22 protein-coding genes and 2 pseudogenes are annotated in these 20,774 nt (G+C 39.6%); 20 read left to right on the top strand and 4 right to left on the bottom strand.

Annotated features, from left to right (window positions below; genetic code table 11):
- Positions 1–22: 22 nt before the first annotated feature.
- The 5 genes and pseudogenes from CEF16_RS22940 to CEF16_RS22920 all read left to right on the top strand — a co-directional run.
- On the top strand, positions 23–730 hold the full coding sequence (locus CEF16_RS22940; RefSeq protein ID WP_170032366.1) for a response regulator transcription factor: 708 nt from the start codon (positions 23–25) through the stop codon (positions 728–730).
- Positions 727–2,145: a sensor histidine kinase gene (locus CEF16_RS22935; protein WP_091588128.1), complete on the top strand. Its 1,419-nt coding sequence runs from the start codon at positions 727–729 to the stop codon at positions 2,143–2,145. The genes CEF16_RS22940 and CEF16_RS22935 overlap by 4 nt, the downstream gene beginning before the upstream one ends.
- Positions 2,142–2,336 carry a hypothetical protein gene (locus tag CEF16_RS22930; protein WP_091588127.1) on the top strand — a complete coding sequence of 65 codons (195 nt, stop codon included), beginning with the start codon at positions 2,142–2,144 and terminating at the stop codon, positions 2,334–2,336. The genes CEF16_RS22935 and CEF16_RS22930 overlap by 4 nt, the downstream gene beginning before the upstream one ends.
- A 166-nt stretch (positions 2,337–2,502) precedes the next feature.
- Complete coding sequence (locus CEF16_RS22925) at positions 2,503–2,709, top strand: SHOCT domain-containing protein (protein WP_091588125.1); 207 nt, start codon at positions 2,503–2,505, stop codon at positions 2,707–2,709.
- Between the two features lie 200 nt (positions 2,710–2,909).
- Positions 2,910–3,515 (top strand): annotated as a pseudogene (locus tag CEF16_RS22920) (HAD-IC family P-type ATPase); the annotation flags it as partial.
- Between the two features lie 273 nt (positions 3,516–3,788).
- Here the strand turns inward: CEF16_RS22920 and CEF16_RS24710 are convergent.
- Positions 3,789–4,280 (bottom strand): PCYCGC motif-containing (lipo)protein, encoded by a 492-nt coding sequence (locus CEF16_RS24710; RefSeq protein ID WP_342750513.1) that lies wholly within the window; start codon positions 4,278–4,280, stop codon positions 3,789–3,791.
- A 344-nt stretch (positions 4,281–4,624) separates the two neighbouring features.
- Between CEF16_RS24710 and CEF16_RS22905 the strand changes: the two genes are divergently transcribed.
- From CEF16_RS22905 to CEF16_RS25160, 15 genes and pseudogenes are all read left to right on the top strand, one after another.
- Positions 4,625–5,014, top strand: a complete 390-nt coding sequence (locus CEF16_RS22905) for an ArsR/SmtB family transcription factor (protein ID WP_091588320.1) — start codon at positions 4,625–4,627, stop codon at positions 5,012–5,014.
- Positions 5,001–7,118: a heavy metal translocating P-type ATPase gene (locus CEF16_RS22900; protein WP_091588322.1), complete on the top strand. Its 2,118-nt coding sequence runs from the start codon at positions 5,001–5,003 to the stop codon at positions 7,116–7,118. Before CEF16_RS22905 ends, CEF16_RS22900 begins: the two co-directional genes overlap by 14 nt.
- 31 nt (positions 7,119–7,149) lie before the next feature.
- Positions 7,150–7,340: pseudogene (locus tag CEF16_RS24020) on the top strand (DUF302 domain-containing protein); the annotation flags it as partial.
- A gap of 183 nt (positions 7,341–7,523) precedes the next feature.
- Positions 7,524–8,225 carry a response regulator transcription factor gene (locus CEF16_RS22895; protein WP_245918039.1) on the top strand — a complete coding sequence of 234 codons (702 nt, stop codon included), beginning with the start codon at positions 7,524–7,526 and terminating at the stop codon, positions 8,223–8,225.
- Entirely contained in the window at positions 8,222–9,595 is a 1,374-nt protein-coding gene (locus CEF16_RS22890) for a sensor histidine kinase (protein ID WP_091588323.1), read from the top strand. The genes CEF16_RS22895 and CEF16_RS22890 overlap by 4 nt, the downstream gene beginning before the upstream one ends.
- Complete coding sequence (locus tag CEF16_RS22885) at positions 9,592–9,810, top strand: hypothetical protein (protein ID WP_091588325.1); 219 nt, start codon at positions 9,592–9,594, stop codon at positions 9,808–9,810. The genes CEF16_RS22890 and CEF16_RS22885 overlap by 4 nt, the downstream gene beginning before the upstream one ends.
- Before the next feature lie 25 nt (positions 9,811–9,835).
- A complete protein-coding gene (locus tag CEF16_RS22880; RefSeq protein ID WP_091588327.1) occupies positions 9,836–10,606 on the top strand; it encodes a F510_1955 family glycosylhydrolase in 771 nt (256 codons plus the stop codon).
- 18 nt (positions 10,607–10,624) lie between these two features.
- Positions 10,625–10,783, top strand: coding sequence for a hypothetical protein (locus CEF16_RS24015; protein WP_170032361.1), 159 nt, complete (start codon positions 10,625–10,627; stop codon positions 10,781–10,783).
- A 335-nt stretch (positions 10,784–11,118) separates the two neighbouring features.
- Positions 11,119–11,766: a YdhK family protein gene (locus CEF16_RS22875; protein WP_091588331.1), complete on the top strand. Its 648-nt coding sequence runs from the start codon at positions 11,119–11,121 to the stop codon at positions 11,764–11,766.
- 678 nt (positions 11,767–12,444) lie between these two features.
- Positions 12,445–13,035, top strand: coding sequence for a YdhK family protein (locus CEF16_RS22870; protein ID WP_091588352.1), 591 nt, complete (start codon positions 12,445–12,447; stop codon positions 13,033–13,035).
- Positions 13,036–13,273: 238 nt separating this feature from the next.
- The gene (locus CEF16_RS24010) at positions 13,274–13,423 is read left to right on the top strand and encodes a hypothetical protein (protein ID WP_170032358.1); all 150 of its coding nucleotides are present in this window, start codon (positions 13,274–13,276) and stop codon (positions 13,421–13,423) included.
- 881 nt (positions 13,424–14,304) lie between these two features.
- Positions 14,305–15,048: a hypothetical protein gene (locus CEF16_RS22865; protein WP_091588333.1), complete on the top strand. Its 744-nt coding sequence runs from the start codon at positions 14,305–14,307 to the stop codon at positions 15,046–15,048.
- Positions 15,049–15,064: 16 nt separating this feature from the next.
- The gene (locus CEF16_RS22860) at positions 15,065–15,700 is read left to right on the top strand and encodes a single-stranded DNA-binding protein (protein WP_091588336.1); all 636 of its coding nucleotides are present in this window, start codon (positions 15,065–15,067) and stop codon (positions 15,698–15,700) included.
- A gap of 312 nt (positions 15,701–16,012) precedes the next feature.
- A complete protein-coding gene (locus CEF16_RS22855) occupies positions 16,013–16,552 on the top strand; it encodes a Rad52/Rad22 family DNA repair protein (RefSeq protein ID WP_091588340.1) in 540 nt (179 codons plus the stop codon).
- 254 nt (positions 16,553–16,806) lie between these two features.
- The gene (locus CEF16_RS25160; protein ID WP_342750509.1) at positions 16,807–16,905 is read left to right on the top strand and encodes a putative holin-like toxin; all 99 of its coding nucleotides are present in this window, start codon (positions 16,807–16,809) and stop codon (positions 16,903–16,905) included.
- A gap of 404 nt (positions 16,906–17,309) precedes the next feature.
- On the opposite strand, the gene CEF16_RS22850 is transcribed toward CEF16_RS25160, so the two are convergent.
- The 3 genes from CEF16_RS22850 to CEF16_RS22840 form a co-directional block, all read right to left on the bottom strand.
- The gene (locus tag CEF16_RS22850) at positions 17,310–18,713 is read right to left on the bottom strand and encodes a purine-cytosine permease family protein (RefSeq protein WP_091588343.1); all 1,404 of its coding nucleotides are present in this window, start codon (positions 18,711–18,713) and stop codon (positions 17,310–17,312) included.
- Positions 18,714–19,095: 382 nt separating this feature from the next.
- Positions 19,096–19,860, bottom strand: coding sequence for a hypothetical protein (locus CEF16_RS22845; protein ID WP_096241796.1), 765 nt, complete (start codon positions 19,858–19,860; stop codon positions 19,096–19,098).
- A 208-nt stretch (positions 19,861–20,068) separates the two neighbouring features.
- On the bottom strand, positions 20,069–20,482 hold the full coding sequence (locus CEF16_RS22840) for a cupin domain-containing protein (protein ID WP_091588439.1): 414 nt from the start codon (positions 20,480–20,482) through the stop codon (positions 20,069–20,071).
- Between the last annotated feature and the right edge of the window lie 292 nt (positions 20,483–20,774).

The following is a 20,774-nucleotide window of genomic DNA, read 5'->3' as shown; positions in this document are numbered from 1 at the left end:
GAGTTCTAAATGAGGGATGTACATGAGCCGATACAGCATATTGGTGGTAGATGACGAATGGAACATGAGAAACCTGCTTCGTGTGTACCTTAGTCAGGAGGAGTTTGAGGTAACCGAAGCGGTAAATGGCGAGGAAGCGTTAGCAAGGCTTGCTTCCCGAACGTTTGATTTGGTGATTTTGGATCTCATGATGCCGGGAGTGGACGGTTGGGAAGTATGCGCACGTATCCGCCAAACGAACCAGGTTCCGATTCTCATGTTAACCGCCCGTACAGAGACAAAAGACAAAGTCCAGGGGTTAAACTTGGGAGCAGATGATTATCTCACCAAGCCCTTCGAATCCGAAGAACTGGTTGCCCGGGTGAATGCCTTGTTAAGAAGGGTTTCTATTGACTATTCTGAACATACCTCATCCGATATCCTTACTTTTCAGGATATCACGATTGACCCGGAAAAGCGTGAAGTATTTGTCCATGACCAAGTAGTGGATCTTACACCAAAAGAGTTTGACCTGTTATATGTGTTGGCGAAACGTCCAGGTCGGGTGTTTGCTCGGGAAGTTCTTTTGAATCAGGTGTGGGGAGACGATTATTTCGGTGATTTACGAACAGTTGATACCCATGTGAAAAAGGTACGGGAAAAAGTAAGAAAAGCCGGCGCTGTTTCTAATCCTATTGAGACTGTCTGGGGCGTGGGTTATAAAGTCAAGGAGAAGGAATCAGGGAAATGAGATGGAATCGGATATCCATAAAAATGGGAGCATCGATCATTTTTTTGCTGCTCACGATTCTACTGCCTCTTGGGTTTGTTATCGACCAAGTGGTCTATGGTTTTTATGTTGATGAAGAAAAACAAGAAATGGAGAAACTATCTTCTCGTTATGCATCGGCGATTGCCCATTCTAATAATCGAATGATGGTACAGATGGTGTCCACCATGGCGGATTTTTCTCAAATCCCTTTATATGTCACGAATGAAAAAGGACAGGTTATTGCGAATGCAAGTGTGCCCGGAATAACCGTAGGATCCTATATCTCTGAAGAAGATCAGATGGCTTTATCAAGAGGGGAAACAATAACAACAGAATATAGAGCAGGGGATGAGGGGGGACGGTTTCTTGTTTCCGGCCAGGCGATTGAGGGAGAGGACACTTTTATGGGCGGGGTGTTTGTATTATCATCGGTGGAAAGTATTGATCAGTCCATTCAGCAAATTCGTCTGATGCTGACTCTTTCCGGAGCAGGGGCTTTTTTTCTCGCTCTTGGCTTGACACTCGTGTTATCCCGGAAGTTATCTGACCCTCTCGTTCATATGGAAAGGGCTACCAGACATATAGCAAAAGGAGATTTAGAAACCCGCGTCGATGTCTCCACAAGAGATGAAACCGGCTCGCTCGCTCAAGCTATTAATGATTTAGCTGTGGATTTGAAAAGATATCGGGATTCACGAAGGGAATTTTTTGCGAATGTTTCCCACGAACTAAGAACACCGATCACCTATCTGGGGGGATATGCCCGTATTGTGAAAGAAGGCTTGTACCAAAGTGAAGAAGAAAAAAAGCAGTACTTAACGATTATGCATAAAGAAGCAACGAGACTAAAACGTCTTATTGAGGATTTGTTTGATCTTGCTAAAATGGAAGAGGGTAAAATGGACCTGGAAATGGAAGCAATAGATATAAAAGAAGTGTTGGAAAATGTGGTGGAGCGCATGCAATTACGTGCAGAAGAAAAGGGAATAGATATGATTTCAACATTGGAAAATAATGTGCCATTTCTGTACGGTGACGGAATGCGCTTGGAACAAATCTTTTATAATCTGCTGGAGAATGCACTTTGCTATACGGAGAAAGGGACTGTAACTGTCGACTTGAAATTGGAAAGCGAGGAAAGGGTGTTGATTTCTATTGAAGATACGGGGATAGGAATCCCGGCAGAAGAACAGCCTTATATTTTTGAACGATTTTACCGCGTGGAAAAATCGCGCGCCCGAAAATATGGCGGTACAGGGCTTGGCCTTGCGATCACCAAGGAACTCATAGAATGGCAGGGTGGAAGTATTGATATGTCGAGCCAAGAAGGCAAAGGAACCAGGTTTGACATCCGGTTTCCGATAATACCAGATGAAAAGGAAGAACAAACATGAAAGGCATGGACTGGGTGATAGCTGTATCTCTGATGGCAATTGGGTTGTCGTGTCTGACAATGTCTGCTTCCTGGTTGTTTAATCCGGATACACTAAAGGAATATCTCGACACGTTTTTAGTTATTTGTCTGTTTGCGGGCATCCCTGCATTTTTAGGAGGGCTCCTTTATTGGATCTTTAAAAGAAAATAAGACAAAAATTTGCACTTATCGAATGAATGATCCTAGGAATGTTTCACTGTTTATCTCAGCATTTCACAGGAAATTATAAAGAAGACAAAAAATAGATAGGAATGATAAATAAATAATAGTTTGTTCTTTAAAAAACTTCGAAAAACTTCGAAGGAGGAATATCTTTATGATGATGAACAGTGGAATGGGTTTTCTCTGGATGATACTCTGGATCGTCGTCCTAGGGCTCGTTATCTATGGGGGACTCAGACTGATCCTCAGCAAAAAAGAAGAGGAAGATCCTGCCATACAAATCTTGAAAGAAAAATTTGCCCGGGGAGAAATAAGTGAAGCAGAGTATAATAGGAGAAAAAAAGTGTTACTAAAAAGTTAAAAACAATGAATAGTTCAAATCGAATCTTTGTTACTTTTTAGCGATTGGTGTTCACCTCTTTCCAATACAGCACCTTTTTGTTCTTATTAATTTTTTGATGTTTACCCTTCACACCTACGAGATGAAAAGCCGGTTAAACAACCGGCTCTGCTTGCCTTTAAGCTACATCATACCCTTGATCATCGACCGCTTCATTGGAAAGGAATGCGCAGTCTTTGGCTGAGGAAGGGAAAACTCCTATGTATGTGGCTATCAACGAACAACCAGCTGGTATTATTGCGGTAGCCGATACGTTAAAAGAGGATACAAAAAAAGCCGTCCGCATGCTTAAATCAATGGGAATGAATGTGATTATGCTGACAGGGGATCATGAACGGACCGCCCTCCCGGAACATAAAGCAGAAGAAGTTGAGAAATTGCAAAAAGAGGGAAAACTGGTCGCCATGGTCGGCGATGGAATCAATGACGCTCCTGCTTTGGCACAGGCAGACATTGGCATAGCAATTGGCACAGGCACAGACGTCGCCATGGAAACGTCCAACATTACGTTAATGAGAGGAGAAATCATGGGTATCGTAACTGCTTTGCGACTTTCCAAAGCAACGATGCGGATGATCAAGCAAAATCTTGGTTGGGCATTTGGTTACAATGTCGTACTGACTCCTGTGGCTGCTGGTGTACTGTACACATTTTTCGGCATCCTTCTTAATCCGATGCTGGCCGGAGCTGCAATGGCGTTCAGCTCCGTATCGGTCGTCTTAAATACACTCCGATTAAAACGTTTCGAGAGTCTTCCTCCTTCCTAATGGGGAAAATATATAATTCTTATATGCTATGAGAAATTACAGCCTGTTGAAATATAAAATTTTTTAGTAATGGTACAATAAAACCTTTTATGTTTGTATGGCTTTAACTTGTCCAATACCTATTGCAATCATTACGGCTAAATAATCAATGATTAAATTGTTTCATTAAAATCATTAAAATAATCCCACCTAAACGACAATTTATGCTCAATTGTTTATACCGAAAGAAACCGAGTTGGGAAATTTGCCACTCGGTTTCTTTACGTTCTTAAATTATATGTCTCCCTTTTCAGGTTTCGGTGTTGGTGTTGCTGGGGCAGCACCACCCTCATATTTAGAATCAATTGAGTTTCGAATTTCAGGTAGTGGGGTTCCTTTTTCGAATTCGGATTTAGCCTCACGGGCTATGTCTACGCAAATTTGTCAGCCAAATCCCATTGTATCAAGTTGTACCGTTGTCCCCTCAATTTCATCGACAAAGCAATTTTTATTGCTTTCGTGCCCTGCTTCTTCGTAACAGCCGCAATAACAAGGGATGTAATCAAGGACCTCTGGATGTTCTACGGCAAATTGATAAGCATCTAAGGTTTCAAGGCTATCCGTATTTGTGGTGACAGCTTCCCAATTATCACTTCCTAGTTCATAGGTTAAGGAAGAGGGTTTATTGTTATGACTATTATGTGAGCTGTCTTGCTGCTGAAGTCCGGAGCACCCAGTAAGCACGAACAGAAAAGTCATCAAAAGAGCAAGTCTTTTTTTCGTCATATTCACTTCCTCCTTCACGCTGTTTTCATCAGTCAATATTAAAACTTTTATGTAGTATTTGCTAGTTTTTCTTCCACTGATTCTTCCTCGAAGAAGGGTATTCCAAAGTTGTATGGGAAGAAGCAGAAATAAGTGCCCTCAATCAAGATGAAAAAATGTCATCCATTTTCCTCTCACATCTTCTTTTTTAACGCGACAAACCCATCTTACCAATACTTTTTCCTTTTTTACATTTGTATTTGAGCAAAGATCTTACAAAATATCAACAGATACACTTTTTTTATTCAAACGTATATTATAATGTTATAATCAAATATATATTTGATTGATGGAGGGGAACATGGATGAAAATAAAAAACAAGTTACAAGATATGTGTGAAGTCACTTGTTGTGATCCCGAGAAAATAGATCAAATCAATGAACAAATGGATGATGATCATATAAAGAATATGTCGGTTATGTTCAAGGGACTAGCGGAACCGAATCGTATGAAAATAATGCAAGCGTTAACAGTTGAAGAAGAATTATGTGTTTGTGATGTGGCGTATTTACTAGGCTGTCCTGTTGCCAATGCATCGCATCATTTACGATCCCTGCGGAAAATCGGAATGGTAAAATTTCGCAAAGAAGGAAAACTTGTCTGGTATTCTCTGGATGATGAACACATTCGTGACATTCTTTCCTTGGCCATGATCCATCAAGAGGAGGTGACCGAAAGCCATGCTGAACAATAATCAAAAAGAAGTGTATCGCATCAAAGGCTTTACCTGAGCAGGCTGTGCAAAAACATTCAAAGAGAATGTGCTACGCCTGGACGGCGTAGTCGATGCCAATGTTAACTTTGCTGCGTCAAAAGTTTCTATAGAGGGCGAAACAACAATAGAAGAGTTAGAAAAAGCCGGGTCTTTTGAAAATCTGGAGGTCGTACCGGAAAACCAATCATTTGAACCTAATTCCGAACCTTTCTGGAAAAGACATTTTTCTGTTCTTCTCTCTCTGGCATTTCTTATCGCTGCTTTTACATCTCATATAGTGGTTGGGGAAGATTTCCCTTTGACTACTTTCTTTTATCTGGCTTCGATTGTCGTTGGGGGAACGTCTCTATTTATTACCGGTTTTAAGAACCTGATACGGTTAAAATTTGACATGAGAACTTTAATGACTATAGCGATTATAGGTGCAGTTATTATTGGAGAATGGGGAGAAGGCGCAGTTGTTGTTATTTTGTTTGCCATTAGTGAAGCTCTTGAAAGTTATTCCATGAATAAAGCACGTAACTCCATTCGATCTTTAATGGATCTCAGTCCAAAAGAAGCACTAGTTCGCCGGAATGGCGTAGAGCAAACAGTCCACGTTGATGACATTGAGATCGATGACACGTTAATAGTGAAACCGGGGGAAAAAATAGCAATGGATGGTGAAGTGATTAAAGGACACTCCACCATTAATCAGGCAGCGATTACCGGAGAATCCATGCCCGTAGAAAAAAAGGTATCAGATGAAGTGTTTGCCGGCACGTTGAATGAAGAAGGCGTTTTGGAAATCAGGGTAACGAAACGAGTGGAAGACACTACATTGTCGAAAATTATACACCTTGTAGAAGAAGCCCAGGATGAACGGGCACCTTCACAGGCTTTTGTCGATCGTTTTGCCGCCTACTACACACCAATGATCATATTAGTTGCTATATTTGTAGCGATCGTTCCCCCTTTATTTTTTCAAGCGAGCTGGGAGGCATGGGTTTACCAGGGGCTTGCCGTGCTTGTAGTGGGATGTCCTTGTGCATTGGTTATCTCCACACCCGTATCGGTGGTGACAGCAATTGGAACAGCTGCTCGAAATGGGGTATTGATCAAAGGCGGTGCCTTTCTAGAAGAGGCAGGAGCTCTGAAAGCTATTGCCTTTGACAAAACCGGAACATTGACAAGGGGAGAACCTGCTGTAACTGATGTCTTAATCTCTAATGGGGAAAGAGATAAGATATTTGCTATTGCTGCTGCATTAGAAAGAAACTCTCAGCATCCATTAGCTTCAGCTATTGTAAAAAAAGTAGAACAAGAAAAAGTTCCATTTCATGATATAGATGTCCTAGATTTTCAATCCCTTACTGGAAAAGGTGTTAAAGGTCTCATTGATGAAGTCGTGTACTATATGGGCAGTCCTGGTCTTTTCAAGGACATTAGTACGACTTGGTGGGACGATAAACAGGAAAAACAAGTAAAATCCCTTCAACAGGAAGGAAATACGGTCCTTCTTCTTGGCACGGAAGAGAAATTACTCGGGATTTTTTCGGTAGCCGATCAAGTCCGTGAAACAAGTGCGCGTATGATTAAAGACCTTCATAATCTCGGTATGAAAGAAACAATTATGCTGACAGGTGACAATCGAGAGACGGCAGAAGCAATTGGTCGCAAAATCGGTGTTTCGTCGATTCAGGCCAATTTAATGCCCGAAGACAAAGTCACATTTATGAAAAAGTTTACCACCCGATATAAAAAAGCGGCTATGGTTGGAGATGGGGTAAACGATGCCCCGGCATTAGCCAGCAGTACAGTGGGTATTGCGATGGGGGGAGCTGGTACAGACACAGCTTTAGAAACAGCTGATATTGCTTTGATGGGGGATGACTTAGACAAACTGCCCTTTACGATCCAACTGAGTCGTCGATCCCTAAATATTATTAAACAAAACATTGGTTTTTCCCTTGCAATAAAAGCACTGGCATTACTGTTGGTCATTCCTGGGTGGCTCACATTATGGATTGCAATTTTTGCCGATATGGGAGCGACACTACTTGTGACATTAAACGGTCTTCGATTACTAAAAACCAAGAAATAAATATGCTAAGAGGGCAAGGAATTTACATGCCCTCCTATCAGAGAATCAAATGGTGGGGTACTTCTTACCATGTAAATCGTGGTTTATGATGATGAAGGGACAATAAAAATTGGACTGCCAAAACCAACGGCTTTGATTGAAATGGTTAACGACCCCTCTATTAAAGATTTTACCCAGGATATTGAAGAGCGCTTAATTGCATGTATGGACCGGGTAGTGTAATGGTATAGTGTGGTGCAAGAGCTCTCTTGCTATAAAGAACCCTTAGGGAATGGTGCTTCTCCGTTTCAAGGGTTCTTCTTTTTTCATAGGTGAAATTTATTTCAAAAGAATATGATCTGCTTCACACAAATTCCATAATTATTCGCTACAATGTAATGGCAAAAACGAAAGGGAGGAGCAGCTGTGGCACATATACTCATTGTGGATGATGAACAACAAATGCGGCAGTTGGTCCGTGTTTATTTAATGGGCGAAGGATATGTCCTGGATGAGGCAAGTTCTGGGGAAGAAGCGATACAAAAGCTGCAGGATCATTCCTATGATGCTCTTATCCTTGATATTATGATGCCTAGTGTAGATGGGTGGGAAGTATGCAGACAAGCTCGTCATATCGGTGCAGAGACAGGAATTCTCATGCTTACAGCAAAAACCGAAGTGGCCGACCGAGTAAAAGGACTCAATCTTGGTGCCGATGATTATCTAATGAAACCATTTGCCCCCGAAGAACTTGTTGCTCGGACGAAAGCATTACTTAGAAGAAGCACTCATGTTGTAAACGAAGACATTCAGGAAATAACGATGGGGGATTTAACTATAAATCCAGAACGGCATGAAGTGAGAGTAACAGGGACTTCTGTTGAACTGACATCTAAAGAATTTGATATCTTATTTTTAATGGCAAAGCGTCCGGAACGCGTATTTACACGGGAGCATGTGATGGAGCAAGTTTGGGATGTAAATGAGTGGCATGATCCGCGGACCATTGATACCCATATCAAGAATATTCGAACCAAGCTAAAGAATCATGAGCTGTCGTTTAATCCGATAAAAACTGTGTGGGGAGTGGGGTATAAATGTAACTCCCCAGATGGTAGGAACCAATGAATACCATCTTTTATAAGCTTGGCGGTTCTATCGTGATCTTGTTTCTTGTTGTTCTGCTTCCACTTGGTTTCGTTATGTGGGAAATCTTCCACAATTATAATCAGGCCCATCTAAAGGAAGAAACAGAAGAAATGGCAGCGCAGTATGCCGCAATGTTTAAAACAATGGATGAACTAGACGTAGAGTTATTTACGGATTCTATCTCTGCAGAAACCGTTAGAGAGATCGTTGTGTTTGATCAAACAGAAGAGATAATAGAAACGTCTGGAATTTATGGTTTTAAACCAAACGATACTTTGCCAACACAAGGAGAAACAGGAACTTATACCGATCCAACCAATAATCAAACATACTTTTATGCCGGGAAAACGATTTTTGATGTTTCTTCTGATATGGTATCCATTTATGTTTTTTCTCCATCTGGTATCATGAGAAACTCGGCATATCAAGTACAAAATGCTTTATTGTTGTCAGGTTTGGGGGCCCTTCTCTTAGCTATTGGATTTACTTTTATTTTTTCACGAAAACTAACAATTCCTCTTCAGATGATGGAAAAAGCAGCCAGGCAGCTGACGCGTGGAGATCTGGAAGCGAAAGTTCCCGTAACAACAAGGGATGAAGTAGGGTCACTTGCCCGGACTATGAATGAACTGGGGCGTGAATTAAAAAGGTATCGAGACAGCAGAAGTGAATTTTTCTCTAATGTCTCTCACGAGTTTCGCACCCCGTTATCCTATATACAAGGGTATAGCCATGCTTTGAAAAATAGTTTATATAAAAACCAAGAACAAAAAGAACAATTTATTCATATCATCCATGACGAAGCAAACCGTATGAACCGGTTGATTGATGACTTATTTGAATTGTCACGGATGGAAGAAGAACGTTTCCCTCTTGAATTGGAGCTCGTGAACCTAGGGTACATCGCACGAAAAGCAGCCGAAAAAGTAAGATCTAGTATTGAGGAGAAGGCAATCACCCTTGTTACAGAAATTGATGAAGATATCCCTAACATCGTGGGAGACAGCTTTCGTTTAGAACAGATTGTTATGAATTTACTGCAAAACGCCATTCGGTATACAGAGCATGGCACCGTTCGAGTCAAGGTACTGGCGGAAGATGGGAAAGTAATAGGAATGGTCTCAGACATGGGGCCTGGCATCGCTTCTGAGGAAATCCCGTATATTTTTGAACGATTCTATAGGATCGAAAAGTCAAGGGCACGTGATTTCGGGGGAACAGGTCTAGGGCTGGCCATTGTGAAACAATTGACGGAACTTCAATATGGAACGATAGATGTAGAAAGCCGTGATGGTAAAGGAACAACCTTTACGTTGTGTTTTCCTGAAGCAAGGGAGGTTGACGAATGAAAAGAGTAGAGTGGGTGATTGCCTCGATTTTTATTGCTTTGGGCCTTCATTGTCTCGTCATGGCTGGTACTCTCTTGCCAGGAACAGCAGGAGATTCCGCCTATTTTTCTCTCTTACTTCGCGTTAGTTTTTGGATGGGAATCCCCATCTTGGGGGGGATTGTCATTTATATGATCATCATGGTAATAAAAAAACAGAAAAGAAAAGTATTATGAAACCTTTAAGTATCTTTGTTATAAGTTGTTAACTGCAGCAATTATTGCTGGATGTGGAACAGATTCAGCTGAACCAGATGCTTCGCAAGAAAAAACAGAACCAGAAGCACAACAAACAGATGACACAGAGCCAAAGACAAATATAGAAGAAATCGAATTTCCTCACATGCATGGCATTGGTTTCACATCAGATGGAGAAAAAGCATTCATTCCAGCTCATGATGGCCTCCGAGTGTTTGAAGATGGGATATGGAAGAGAGTAGAAGGACCTAGACATGATTATATGGGATTCTCGATGACGGCAGATGGTTTCTATAGCAGTGGACACCCCTCCATGCAGACGGATTATGAGAATCCACTCGGTATAATCAAAAGTACGGATGGAGGAAAATCTATTGAAGTTCTAGGGTTAGAAGGAGAAGTAGATTTTCATCTCATGTCGGCAGGATATAACTCTGGCGCGATCTATGTAATGAACCCGCAACCAAATTCCGATATGGAGGATACAGGCCTATATTTAACCAACAACGAAGCTAAGGATTGGAAAAAAAGGGACATGAACGGGGTGTCTGGAAGTATCACATCCCTTGCTGCTCATCCTGATCAACAAGGAATAGGAGCTGTAAGTACAGAAGAGGGGGTCTTCCTATCACAAGATTCAGGAGACACATTTGAACAATTATTGGAAAGTCCTGTTCCAGCTTTAACATTTACTCATGACGGCGAGATGCTTGCTGCCAAAGGGATAGGAAAAGAGACGACACTACAAGCGATTGATTCGTCTGGAGAAACCTAAGAAAAACCGGCTCCGGAAGTGAATGAAGAAGATGCTATTCAATACATAGCACAAAACCCTGAGTCGTCTAAAACAATAATGGTTACCACCATGGAACGAGATATCTTTTATACAGAAGATAAGGGGGAAACATGGGAGCAAACAGCAAAAGACGGAAAAAGTCAAAATAATTCATAAGAAAAAGCTGTTCTGGAATTTATCTTGATAACCTAGGCCAGCGGGGATCTACAATTAGTTATACAATCAATCAAATATGCTACCAAAAGATTGGGGAGAGACAGTATAGGTATCTTTAAAAATACATGATATTCCTATTACCCAATCAAGAAGAATTAACCGAAACGAACTTTTTTCTTCACTCCTTCAAGAATTGAATTCTTCTGCTGGGGGTTCTGATATGACAAATGTCGAAGGTGGTTGATAATTTCCAACTAAAAAGGGATAGGTTCTATAAAGAACATGGATGAATACAGGGAGTTATTATTTTGAGAAAAATAGATAGGAGGATAAAAATGACAAGAAACTACATCCGTAAAGGGTTTATTCTTATTTTCTCTACATTACTCTTGGCAGCATGCGGCAATGGTAATGAAGAAACAAATCCTGAAAATAATACAGATATGGAGACAGAGTCCGGCTCCGAAGGCCAAGATCATGAAGATATTGAAATAAACGAAGAGACGGGGGGCCATACCGAAGAGAACATGCATGGCCATATGTCTAGCTCTGGTGAAGTTCCAGAAGAGCTGGAAGAAGCAGAAGATCCTACCTATGATATTGGAGATGAGGCAATTATTCAAGCTGAACATAGCGAAGGGGGCGAGGAAATGATGAAAGGAGCTAAAGCAACCATTGCAGGAGCTTTTGATACGACGGTCTATTCTGTTTCCTTTACTCCAATTCATGGCGGAGACCCAGTGGAAGACCACAAGTGGGTTATCCACGAAGAGTTAGAAAATCCTGGAGACTACCCATTAGAACCAGGAACTGAAGTCACTTTGGATTCCTCTCATATGGAAGGAATGGAAGGGGCAACAGCTACAATTGATTCAGCAGAAGAAACGACGGTTTATATGGTTGATTTCACCACAATCACTGGTGGTGAAGAAGTAGAAAATCATAAATGGGTTACTGAAGAGGAATTGAGCCCTGTAGAATAACAATTTAAATAGTTAATATGAGTTGTGATAGAGAGTTTATTCTTTTATATAGCTCTCTTTTTTTATGCACGAATGGAATGTCTTCCTAAAAGTGCTCAGAAAAACTCTAACGTTAAGTCTTCAAATCGCGTACACGGAAATTTAAAAATTTGTTTTGTTTTTTTGATTGCACAATGAAGCCCCCTTTTTCCATGTCTATTTTCATCATATAAATTCTAAAGCAGTGTTTGGTCTAGAAGATGAATCGTCAAAATGGAAGGCTCGATTTTTTTATGTTTTTATTGTTCTTCATTAAATCTTCACATTGAACGGGAAGGGAGTAAACGGTGGCGAAGTAAAGCCATAATTTTCATAGGAAAGGGGGCTGCAATGCAGAACGATCAAGAAATATCTTTTTTATTCTGTGACATTGGAAGAAAGGTCTCCCGTTTACAAACTTTTATAGGAGGATGTACTGTGTATATCAGAATTACAAGAATGGCAATAACAAGTTTAGTAGCGACGGGATTAATTTTTTCTACTGGACAAGCTGCCGTAGCTAAAGCGGAAGTAAACGAGTCTAATAGCGAAAAGGTTTTGGAGAAAGTAGAACAAAAAGTAATGGCTGTGCAATCTGAGTTAGATCAAGCAGAAGAAGTACTTACGAATCCAGAAGAATTGAGTGAGAAAGAGTTAACTATGTATGAAAACCAGTTAGTCTCTCTGCTTAATCGCCTAGACGCAACAAACAAACATTTGGATGCCACCACGAAGCACACTTCGGAAAATCCTGCTGTGCATGAAACCGAAGAACTTATTAATGAAGTACGTGCGAGTATTTTTGATATAAAAGAGGACATTGATTCTAACTTGGCCAATGTACCGGATGACCTAGAGGTAGCACCAAATCCAAAATTTAAAGTTGGAAGCCAAGCGATTATTGAAGCAAACCACATGGAAGGTATGGAAGGAGGCACAGCAACAATAACAGGAGCCTATGATACCGTTGCTTATTCAGTGTCCTTTACGACTACGACAGGGGGAGAAAGAGTAGAAGACCATAAATGGGTAATACATGAAGAGCTGAAAAATTCTGGCGAAGATTTCCTGGAACCAGGAGAAAAAGCAATAATAGAGGCCTCTCACATGGAGGGTATGGAAGGAGCTGAAGCGACGATAGAGTCTGCAAGGGATACTACTGTTTACATGATTGATTTTAAGCCAACCACTGGTGGAACTGAAGTTGAAAATCACAAATGGGTAGTAGAAAGTGAGTTATCTACTAAGTAAAAACCCAAATTAATAGAGAAGCGTTTAATAGGCTTAGCTAGGTATTTTTAGGAGTTAAGTCTATTTTACTGTCTGGTGGAGAAAAATAATGATTCAAATGGAGGAGAGTTCTTTCTATTGTTCAACAAAAGTACACCCTGTATGAACAAATGGGAATACAGTTGAGTTTTTCGATTTCCAGTAAAAAGAAAAAGTAGTTCCTTCTTATCTCTTCTTGTTAGTCCCATTTGCGGAGACAGTGACAAAATATATTCTTGCTTTTGAAGAATTAATCGAAACTCCGAATATCAATCAGATAGATCGGTTGCAAGCATTGAAACGATATACAGAAAAATTAGAAGAGATGTTCCATGCTTATTGCTACAATTATATTCTAACAAAAAAATGACTTTTGATGTAATCGAATGAACATGAAGTTTTATATTTCTTCCGTACTTATCGAAGCTGACCCTATTGGTTAGGATGAATCAGTGTTCTCAACGGCTTCCTAGAATAAAAGAAGAAACATAGTGATATAGATGCTTACTCTCTTTAATATGGTACTTATTTATCCTTAGGACACATTCCGACTGTCCTAAATTTAAACCATTAGTGGGAAAGTCATCGGTACAATGAGAAGCAATTTGCATTTTCATCCTCCTATTTATTATTCCGGAAATAGAACTTCAAAACATCCAGCTCAGCTGATTGTTTATCGAGCCACCTACATAACGGATAAAAAACGGCGGTAACCCAAATATCAGGAACATCACACGAACGCCTCACATCATGCTCCCTCCCCTATTCGTTTATTTTTTCTCAATCCAAGAAATAATGACTTTAACTATTGTACCAATTCTCCCAATAGATGTATATAAAGAACAGTCCATCAGAAACATACATATTATCTTCTTCTCCCTCTCCTTTCCGTTCTTTCCTTCTTACTCCAGCCATCCTTGTCATTTCTTTTCCTTTTTAACTATGATTTTTTTCGGGCAAACCGTCGGGCAATCAAACTATTTAATTAGTACGTATCTATTAAATTAAAACGTAAGAATAAAATAAATACGTTGGAATCAAGTGCACAGTTAAAAAAGGATAAAGGGAGGAGAACGAAAATGCAAGGAAAAAATCGGAATTTTATATGTTGCTAATGGACTGTATGGTATAATCAAAGGTGTAGTTGCTGTGGTTTGCTGTTTACATATAAAGTTGCGTCCACTTGTCATTTTATAATGATCAAGCGCCACGTTATCCTTTATCCGCTAAACAAGAAAGGGGGGATGCTGCATGTCCAAAGAAAAAGGCTTATCGCAAAAGCGGATTACACAAATGATTATGAGCAAAGCGGCTTATTTTACTCACCGAAATAGCCGAGAACTTGTACAAACTGTTCGCTCGGTATTAGAGAGACAACAACCTAATGAACGCTATATCATGACCGCTTTAACACATATGCTACGTGAAAAGTATTTTTATGTATCGTTCCATGAAAAGAAAACGCCCTATTATTCGCTTACCGACAATGGCAGAAATGTCTATAAAAAGGAAAAAAAAGTGGTACCATCTCGTGTACGAGCGGTTCAAAAGGTCGCCCAAACCATTCTTTATGATATTACCAAAGATGGAGAAAAGCCTTCTACCGTAGAAGTACTACCTTCTGGGGATCGCACGTTTTTTAGTTCGATTGTTTCTGCTCAAGATGTTTTCCGTTACTACGTGCTTCGAGAAGCAATGAAGCAGCCGGATCTTGTCATGGCCGATATTCAAGGAAGTATTGAGAAACAATTTGGCTGGAAACCTTCTAAATCCTATATTCATCAACTTGCCTTAGCAATGGAAGAAGATAAAACCAATGGCCCCTTGTTAAAAGGAAAATGGACAGACCCTCGTATTCGACACAAACGGTACTGGCGTATCACCAAAGCGGGACATGATTTTTTTCCTCGCCTGGAACAAGATACAGTGGATCGAGTTCGCAATACCTACTACTACTTGCAAGATATTCTTTCTTATATAGAAAAGAAAGAGTAGGAAGGGAGTGAGGCACATGGATTTGAACCGTACCGTGGTGCATGGTCGGCTGACCGTCCATCCTTCCTTAAATTACACTTCTACAAATATTGCTGTCACTCGTTTTCCGATTGCCTGTGAGCGAAAATTTGTTGGGCATGATGGCAGCAAACAGGTGGATTTTATCCCAATCATTGTCTGGCGCTCCTATGCCGAACGTGTAGCAAATAATTTAACTAAAGGACAGGAATGTGCCATCATCGGAAGGCTACAATCTCGTGTTCGTACCGATTACAACATCAATACTTACGAGGTGCTCGCACAAGATGTTATTTTTGGCCAACAATACCGCGGGCTTTCGGTGGATCTCAACCAAATCTTTTTTACTGGCCGTTTAACCATAGATCCCGAATTACATTATGTAGGCAAAAATTCCGTCGCTTTGTGTCGCTTCATGGTTGCCGTAAAACGGAATTATAAACCTTCCGAAGCGAAAGAAGCAGAAAATGATTATATCCCTGTACTGGTATGGCGTTCTTATGCTGAACGGATAGCCAATGATCTAAAAAAAGGTATGGTGGTTGCCGTTATCGGACGAATCCAAGCAAGAAAACACCATCAACACCCCACGAATATACACGAAGTACATGCCGAAGAAGTACAGTATGGCTAATCTACAAGTGGATGGTAGACGACATGTATCTTCATTTTATGGACAAGGAGTGTAGCAAACATGGACCACAAACCACTTAGACAACAATTCTTTTAATGATATTCTCCGTTCCTTACAGGCTCCGTTTCCTACAAAAACGGTGAAACAACGGAAGGTCAATGATCAATTAACTACTTCTCATATTGAATTGAAACAAGGGATGCTTGTAACGGTTATGGACAAATTCAAGAGAGGAAGCATCATATTCATAAGGTTTCTGTCCATGAAATCCATGTGGAAGAAGGGAAATATGGCTGAAAAGGATAGGTGTTCATGGAAGGTCGTACATTTGAGTCCATTCTTCAACAATTACAGGAAGCTTTTCCTGAAGAAGTGGTCCGAAAACGAAAAATAAACGATAAAGTAACGTATTCATATATAGAAGTTGATCATTATGTCGAGCGATTAAATCATGTAGCTGGTAACACATGGAGCTGGCTATTACAAAAAGAACCTGTGTTGTATGATAAAGAAGTGTTGGTTATCGGTACGTTAGACATTATGGGAGCCAAAAGGGATGGAATTGGTACAGCTCCATTAAAAAAACAGAATGGGGCAGCAACGAACTTGAAGTATGCGATCCGTTCTGCTTCCCAGGATGCGTTAAGAGACGCCTGTGATCTATTTGGAATGGGATGGAAGAACTTAAAGCACGTGAAAAAACCTCGAGAAGGCACTACACTATCAAGCAATAGCCCTACCTGTCAAAAATGTAAAACTCCCATACCAGACAATCAATTGGAATGGCTGCAAAAAAATCGTATTAATCTTTACTTCTGTGAAAATTGTGTGCCAGCTCATTTGAGGAAATAAGAAAAGATATATAATATGGCTTTCGAGAATACGGAAGCGTCATTGAAGAACTAAAAAAACAGTTATGGGGGCAGAAACTAAATTAAAAACTAAAAGAAAATCCTCTATATCAAAGACAATTTTTTATTTCAGAAGAAATTAATAAAAAAGGAAAAGTATGCTAGAATGATAGACAAACAATAGCAAAAATGCAAGATGGGCGGTTGAGCCTCCTCATTGTCATTAGGGCAATGGAGAAAGGGGGTGAAGCCGAAATGATTACAACAGATGTAGCAAACGTGATACTAGGTTTTGGAACACTGCTTCTGACGTTGATTATGGTTGTGATCATGATTATAAACCTAAAAAAGTAAACCCATCCTTGCGTTTTTGGCAGAACCAGGATGGATTTACTCCGTCTTTAGCCAACCGTTCTTCATGCGGTTGCTATTGTTTTGGCCAGTGCGTGGCAGCGCACTGGCTTTTTTTATATTGGCTTATTCTTATACATATCATACAACATTAAGAAGTATTCGTAAATATTCAGGTAATTTAAGAATAAATTGTTTTTCTTATAAATATCTTTCCACTTTTTAGTCCCTTTAAAACACTGTATTCTTGGATAATGTGTATTTTTTCGCGCAATTCAGATATTTTATAAAGTCCCATTCCCTAAGTTAAATTGATGTAAGGTATAAGGTAAATAATTATAATTTAATTCTATTAGGTTTGTTCAAGCTAAAATTATCTGTGAGAAATCACTTTAAAGATATAGGTACTAAGCAATATATTCTTCTTCTGGGATATCGTCAGTCTCTTTGCTAACATAATATTTCCCTTTTGTCGCAATTGCCATAATTATGGTAAGAATAAACGCCAAGATCATGGCAAAGAATGCTGCTGTGTTTTGTAAAAACTGACCCATATATCCAAAAGCTGCAATGGTTCCTACAATAGCCGGTATGCTTAAAGACACGACACCAACAGGATTCCATTTACGCAAATTAGATTGTCTGTGTTCATAATATTTAGGACCAATTTTTAATATTTTCTTAACCACTAATGCATCGGCGATTAATATTGCTGACCAGGATAGAAGAACAACACCTTGGAACGTTAATGCGGCAGTTAAATGATCTAAAATACCACCAAGCATTAATAAAATAGCAATAACGCCTGTAACGACAACCCAGAACGGTCTACCTGGTTTAAATTTAAAAATATTTTCAAAGAAGTTTGCTAATGATAAAGAACCACTATAAAGGTTCGTAACGTTAATTCTAATTTGCGTTAAGATGGTAAACGCTACTCCTCCAAATGCAATCGCTTGTACTAAATAAACACCAGGATTTGCTTCTTGCATACGAACACCAAACCAGATACCAATAAGACCCATGATACCAAAACAAACGATTTGTGGAATAAACCCAATAGCGATCGAACCGACTGTTCTTTCATCTTTTTTGAGGAATCGTGCATAATCGGATGCAAGCATCGTCATAAGACCTAAGATACCATTTTGCATTCCGATACAAAGAAGTAGAGCGGTTCCGCCAACTTGAGCACCTTCAGGCATATACGTCCAAAAAGCCCCCTCGTATTGAGAAGGTGTCATAAATAAAACAATCAAAGATGCCGCTAAAAATATAATGAATATCGGTAAGGAATATTTTTGGATTTTATCCAATTGTTTAATACCAAACCAGTTTAATGGAATAACAACGGATCCGAAGAAAATCATTAATGCCCATTTCGGAAGGACTGGGAAAAACTCATGCACTGCATATACCATAATGATTCCTTCAAATGCACAGTACATAATCCAGTTTGATGCATAAATGAGTGAGGTTAAGGAGGCTCCGATATAGCCAAACCCTGACCTAGACATAAGGTTTACGTTCATTCCTGTTGTTGCTGCCAAATAAGCAATAACCGTTGCCATAATACCTGCAACAACCACGGCATAGCCGGCTGATATTAAAGCGTTTATCGCTCCAAATTGTATGGTCATGGCACTACCCATTTGCATATAAAAGATTGCAGTTGCGATCCCAACAGCGATATTTGATATACTTACCCAACCCATATTCCGCTTATCTAGCGGTACTTTTTCTAGTGAGTGGTCATCTTTCATTTCTTCTCGCTTACTTTGCTTATCCATTGACATTGAACTTTCAGCCATGTACTCATCTCCTTTATATTGTTTTTCACTCAAACAGTTTTCCAGTTGTTTTACTAAAAGTAATACCTGAACCATTTGGGTTATACAGATATCGCTTTTTAGTACTGTTTCACTGTTTTATTCCGTTTTCAAAGCTTTTAAGGCTCTACAAATAAATAACAGTATATTCTGATTATTCAGAATAATATTTTCTTATTGAAGTATTAGGCCTTCACTTCTAAACGAAGGGCGGGATTTTCGATCTGATAGAGTCTCTCCCTAATTCCCTGATGTTCCAGGATAGCTAAGATGTAGTTCACATTACCAACTATCAAAAATATATTGTAAAGATAACCTTTTGCTCATTAATAAATTCGATGCTTACATAATTAGCTAGGGCTCTTTACCAAGATGTCGTTAAAAATTTGGGGTCATTACCTAAAACATCCAAGTAACTGCGTGTGGCAGATCCAAATTCAGTAGAAGGGGTAAGCTTCTTAATAGCATCGGCTGGCTCAATCCGACGATACGTTTCTACTGGACGATCATCAACAAGAAGAGCATCGCGATTCTTTTGTAACTGATCCTTTATGTCGGATAGCTCTTCTGACATATGCATTGTAGCCATAACGTTTTTTTCTGACTCTGCGCAACCTTTGATTGTAATGTCAGCCTGATCGACACGACCAGTAGAAGAGTATGCTAAGGCACTGACAATTCGACGTTTCGCGCTGCTAACTGTCTCTCTTAAGAACGTTGGTGATGTTGGTGGGATATCTTCCACGACTAAACGTGTGATACCGCGATCGTTAATAGCTTCTAGTATTTGTTCAGGATCATCTTCTTCTACAACAACATCCTTGTGCGGTGGCCAAACATCTATCATCGTATGGTTCATATAGCGTTTTCCCACATGCAAAACAAAGTAATCAGGATAGATTCTAAGTTTACCAGGATCATCACCTAATTCTGGGCGAAAAAAATCATAGAACCGTGTTAATGCTGACATGATTAGGGCATTTGCACCCATGCTTCCTCCCGGTGTCCGTGTTACAATGCCAATGCGATCGTTCTCATTAAAACCGGGGAATATTTCTTCCAAGGAAGCTTTTTGCCCATTAATTTCGAAATCATAATCTGCATAACTCATAGCATGTACCGTATGCATTGTTTTAACTCCTTTCTTTTTTTTAAAAGTGGGCAATGTTGCTTCATCTTATTAAAATCTGAATATTTGGATAATACTACATTCTATAAGGTTTATCACGCTATAGAATGTAGTATCTACTAAGTTATGAGCTTGTCTTTTTTCTGGACAAGTCACTTATCGTATCGTCTTACAAGTATTTTGAACTATTATTCTTAAAATCATGGAGTTAAGCAAACGTAGGGTCTGGTAATCTATGTGCTACATAAATTGCTTCACCATCACTCTCGCTATGGAAAGTAACCGTAGTACCAGAGTTGATAATTACAACATCTCCCGCTTCTGCTACAAAATGGTTCCCTTGGTCATCACTTAAAACAAATTTCCCACTGATAACAGCTTTTATCTCTAAGTAGTCATACTCAAAATCAAAACCTTTTGTAGCTTTTTGCATTGAGTACAACCCTAATGTTGCTGCTTCTTCATTTGCTGTAATTGGCACGTCAAGGATTTGGCTTCTAACTTCTGGAATCCCTAATATTGAATTTAATTCTTTCTTTTCATAAGAACCTGCTTTGATTAATTGTAATCCTGGTTTTTGGCTTAAGTAAGTGTAATTATCTTTTGTCTCCGTTCTGCTCATTTTTTTCCCCTCCATTAATTTTTAAGTTTTAACATTGTTTCCGCTTTCAATTTAATTCTAGCATTAATAGTTGACATTTAAGTGCCCTAGTTCCATCGGTTTTGTCGTATTCATAATGCGACAAAACTGGTTCTAGGGGGTAAATAGTTTATCTAATGAATTACTTGGGTTGGATACAGATTTATGTAATAACACTTCGGCGCAATTTAAACTATATTGTTTAGATTTGTAAGCTGTTTTACCCCAAAATAAAAAATAACCTCCTAATTGAGAAATTAGAAGGTTTCATGAA

Source organism: Alteribacillus bidgolensis, assembly GCF_002886255.1.
Lineage (GTDB): Bacteria > Bacillota > Bacilli > Bacillales > Marinococcaceae > Alteribacillus > Alteribacillus bidgolensis.
This window is presented reverse-complemented; position numbering and strand designations above follow the sequence as displayed.

Excerpts from the sequence above, each read along its gene's own strand:
- CEF16_RS22940 (WP_170032366.1), top strand. The coding sequence starts at position 23 with ATGAGCCGATACAGCATATTGGTGGTAGATGACGAATGGAACATGAGA.
- CEF16_RS22935 (WP_091588128.1), top strand. The coding sequence starts at position 727 with ATGAGATGGAATCGGATATCCATAAAAATGGGAGCATCGATCATTTTT.
- CEF16_RS22930 (WP_091588127.1), top strand. The coding sequence starts at position 2,142 with ATGAAAGGCATGGACTGGGTGATAGCTGTATCTCTGATGGCAATTGGG.
- CEF16_RS22925 (WP_091588125.1), top strand. The coding sequence starts at position 2,503 with ATGATGATGAACAGTGGAATGGGTTTTCTCTGGATGATACTCTGGATC.
- CEF16_RS22905 (WP_091588320.1), top strand. The coding sequence starts at position 4,625 with ATGAAAATAAAAAACAAGTTACAAGATATGTGTGAAGTCACTTGTTGT.
- CEF16_RS22890 (WP_091588323.1), top strand. The coding sequence starts at position 8,222 with ATGAATACCATCTTTTATAAGCTTGGCGGTTCTATCGTGATCTTGTTT.
- CEF16_RS22885 (WP_091588325.1), top strand. The coding sequence starts at position 9,592 with ATGAAAAGAGTAGAGTGGGTGATTGCCTCGATTTTTATTGCTTTGGGC.
- CEF16_RS22875 (WP_091588331.1), top strand. The coding sequence starts at position 11,119 with ATGACAAGAAACTACATCCGTAAAGGGTTTATTCTTATTTTCTCTACA.
- CEF16_RS22870 (WP_091588352.1), top strand. The coding sequence starts at position 12,445 with ATGTATGAAAACCAGTTAGTCTCTCTGCTTAATCGCCTAGACGCAACA.
- CEF16_RS22865 (WP_091588333.1), top strand. The coding sequence starts at position 14,305 with ATGTCCAAAGAAAAAGGCTTATCGCAAAAGCGGATTACACAAATGATT.
- CEF16_RS22860 (WP_091588336.1), top strand. The coding sequence starts at position 15,065 with ATGGATTTGAACCGTACCGTGGTGCATGGTCGGCTGACCGTCCATCCT.
- CEF16_RS22855 (WP_091588340.1), top strand. The coding sequence starts at position 16,013 with ATGGAAGGTCGTACATTTGAGTCCATTCTTCAACAATTACAGGAAGCT.
- CEF16_RS25160 (WP_342750509.1), top strand. The coding sequence starts at position 16,807 with ATGATTACAACAGATGTAGCAAACGTGATACTAGGTTTTGGAACACTG.
- CEF16_RS22850 (WP_091588343.1), bottom strand. The coding sequence starts at position 18,713 with ATGGCTGAAAGTTCAATGTCAATGGATAAGCAAAGTAAGCGAGAAGAA.
- CEF16_RS22845 (WP_096241796.1), bottom strand. The coding sequence starts at position 19,860 with ATGCATACGGTACATGCTATGAGTTATGCAGATTATGATTTCGAAATT.
- CEF16_RS22840 (WP_091588439.1), bottom strand. The coding sequence starts at position 20,482 with ATGAGCAGAACGGAGACAAAAGATAATTACACTTACTTAAGCCAAAAA.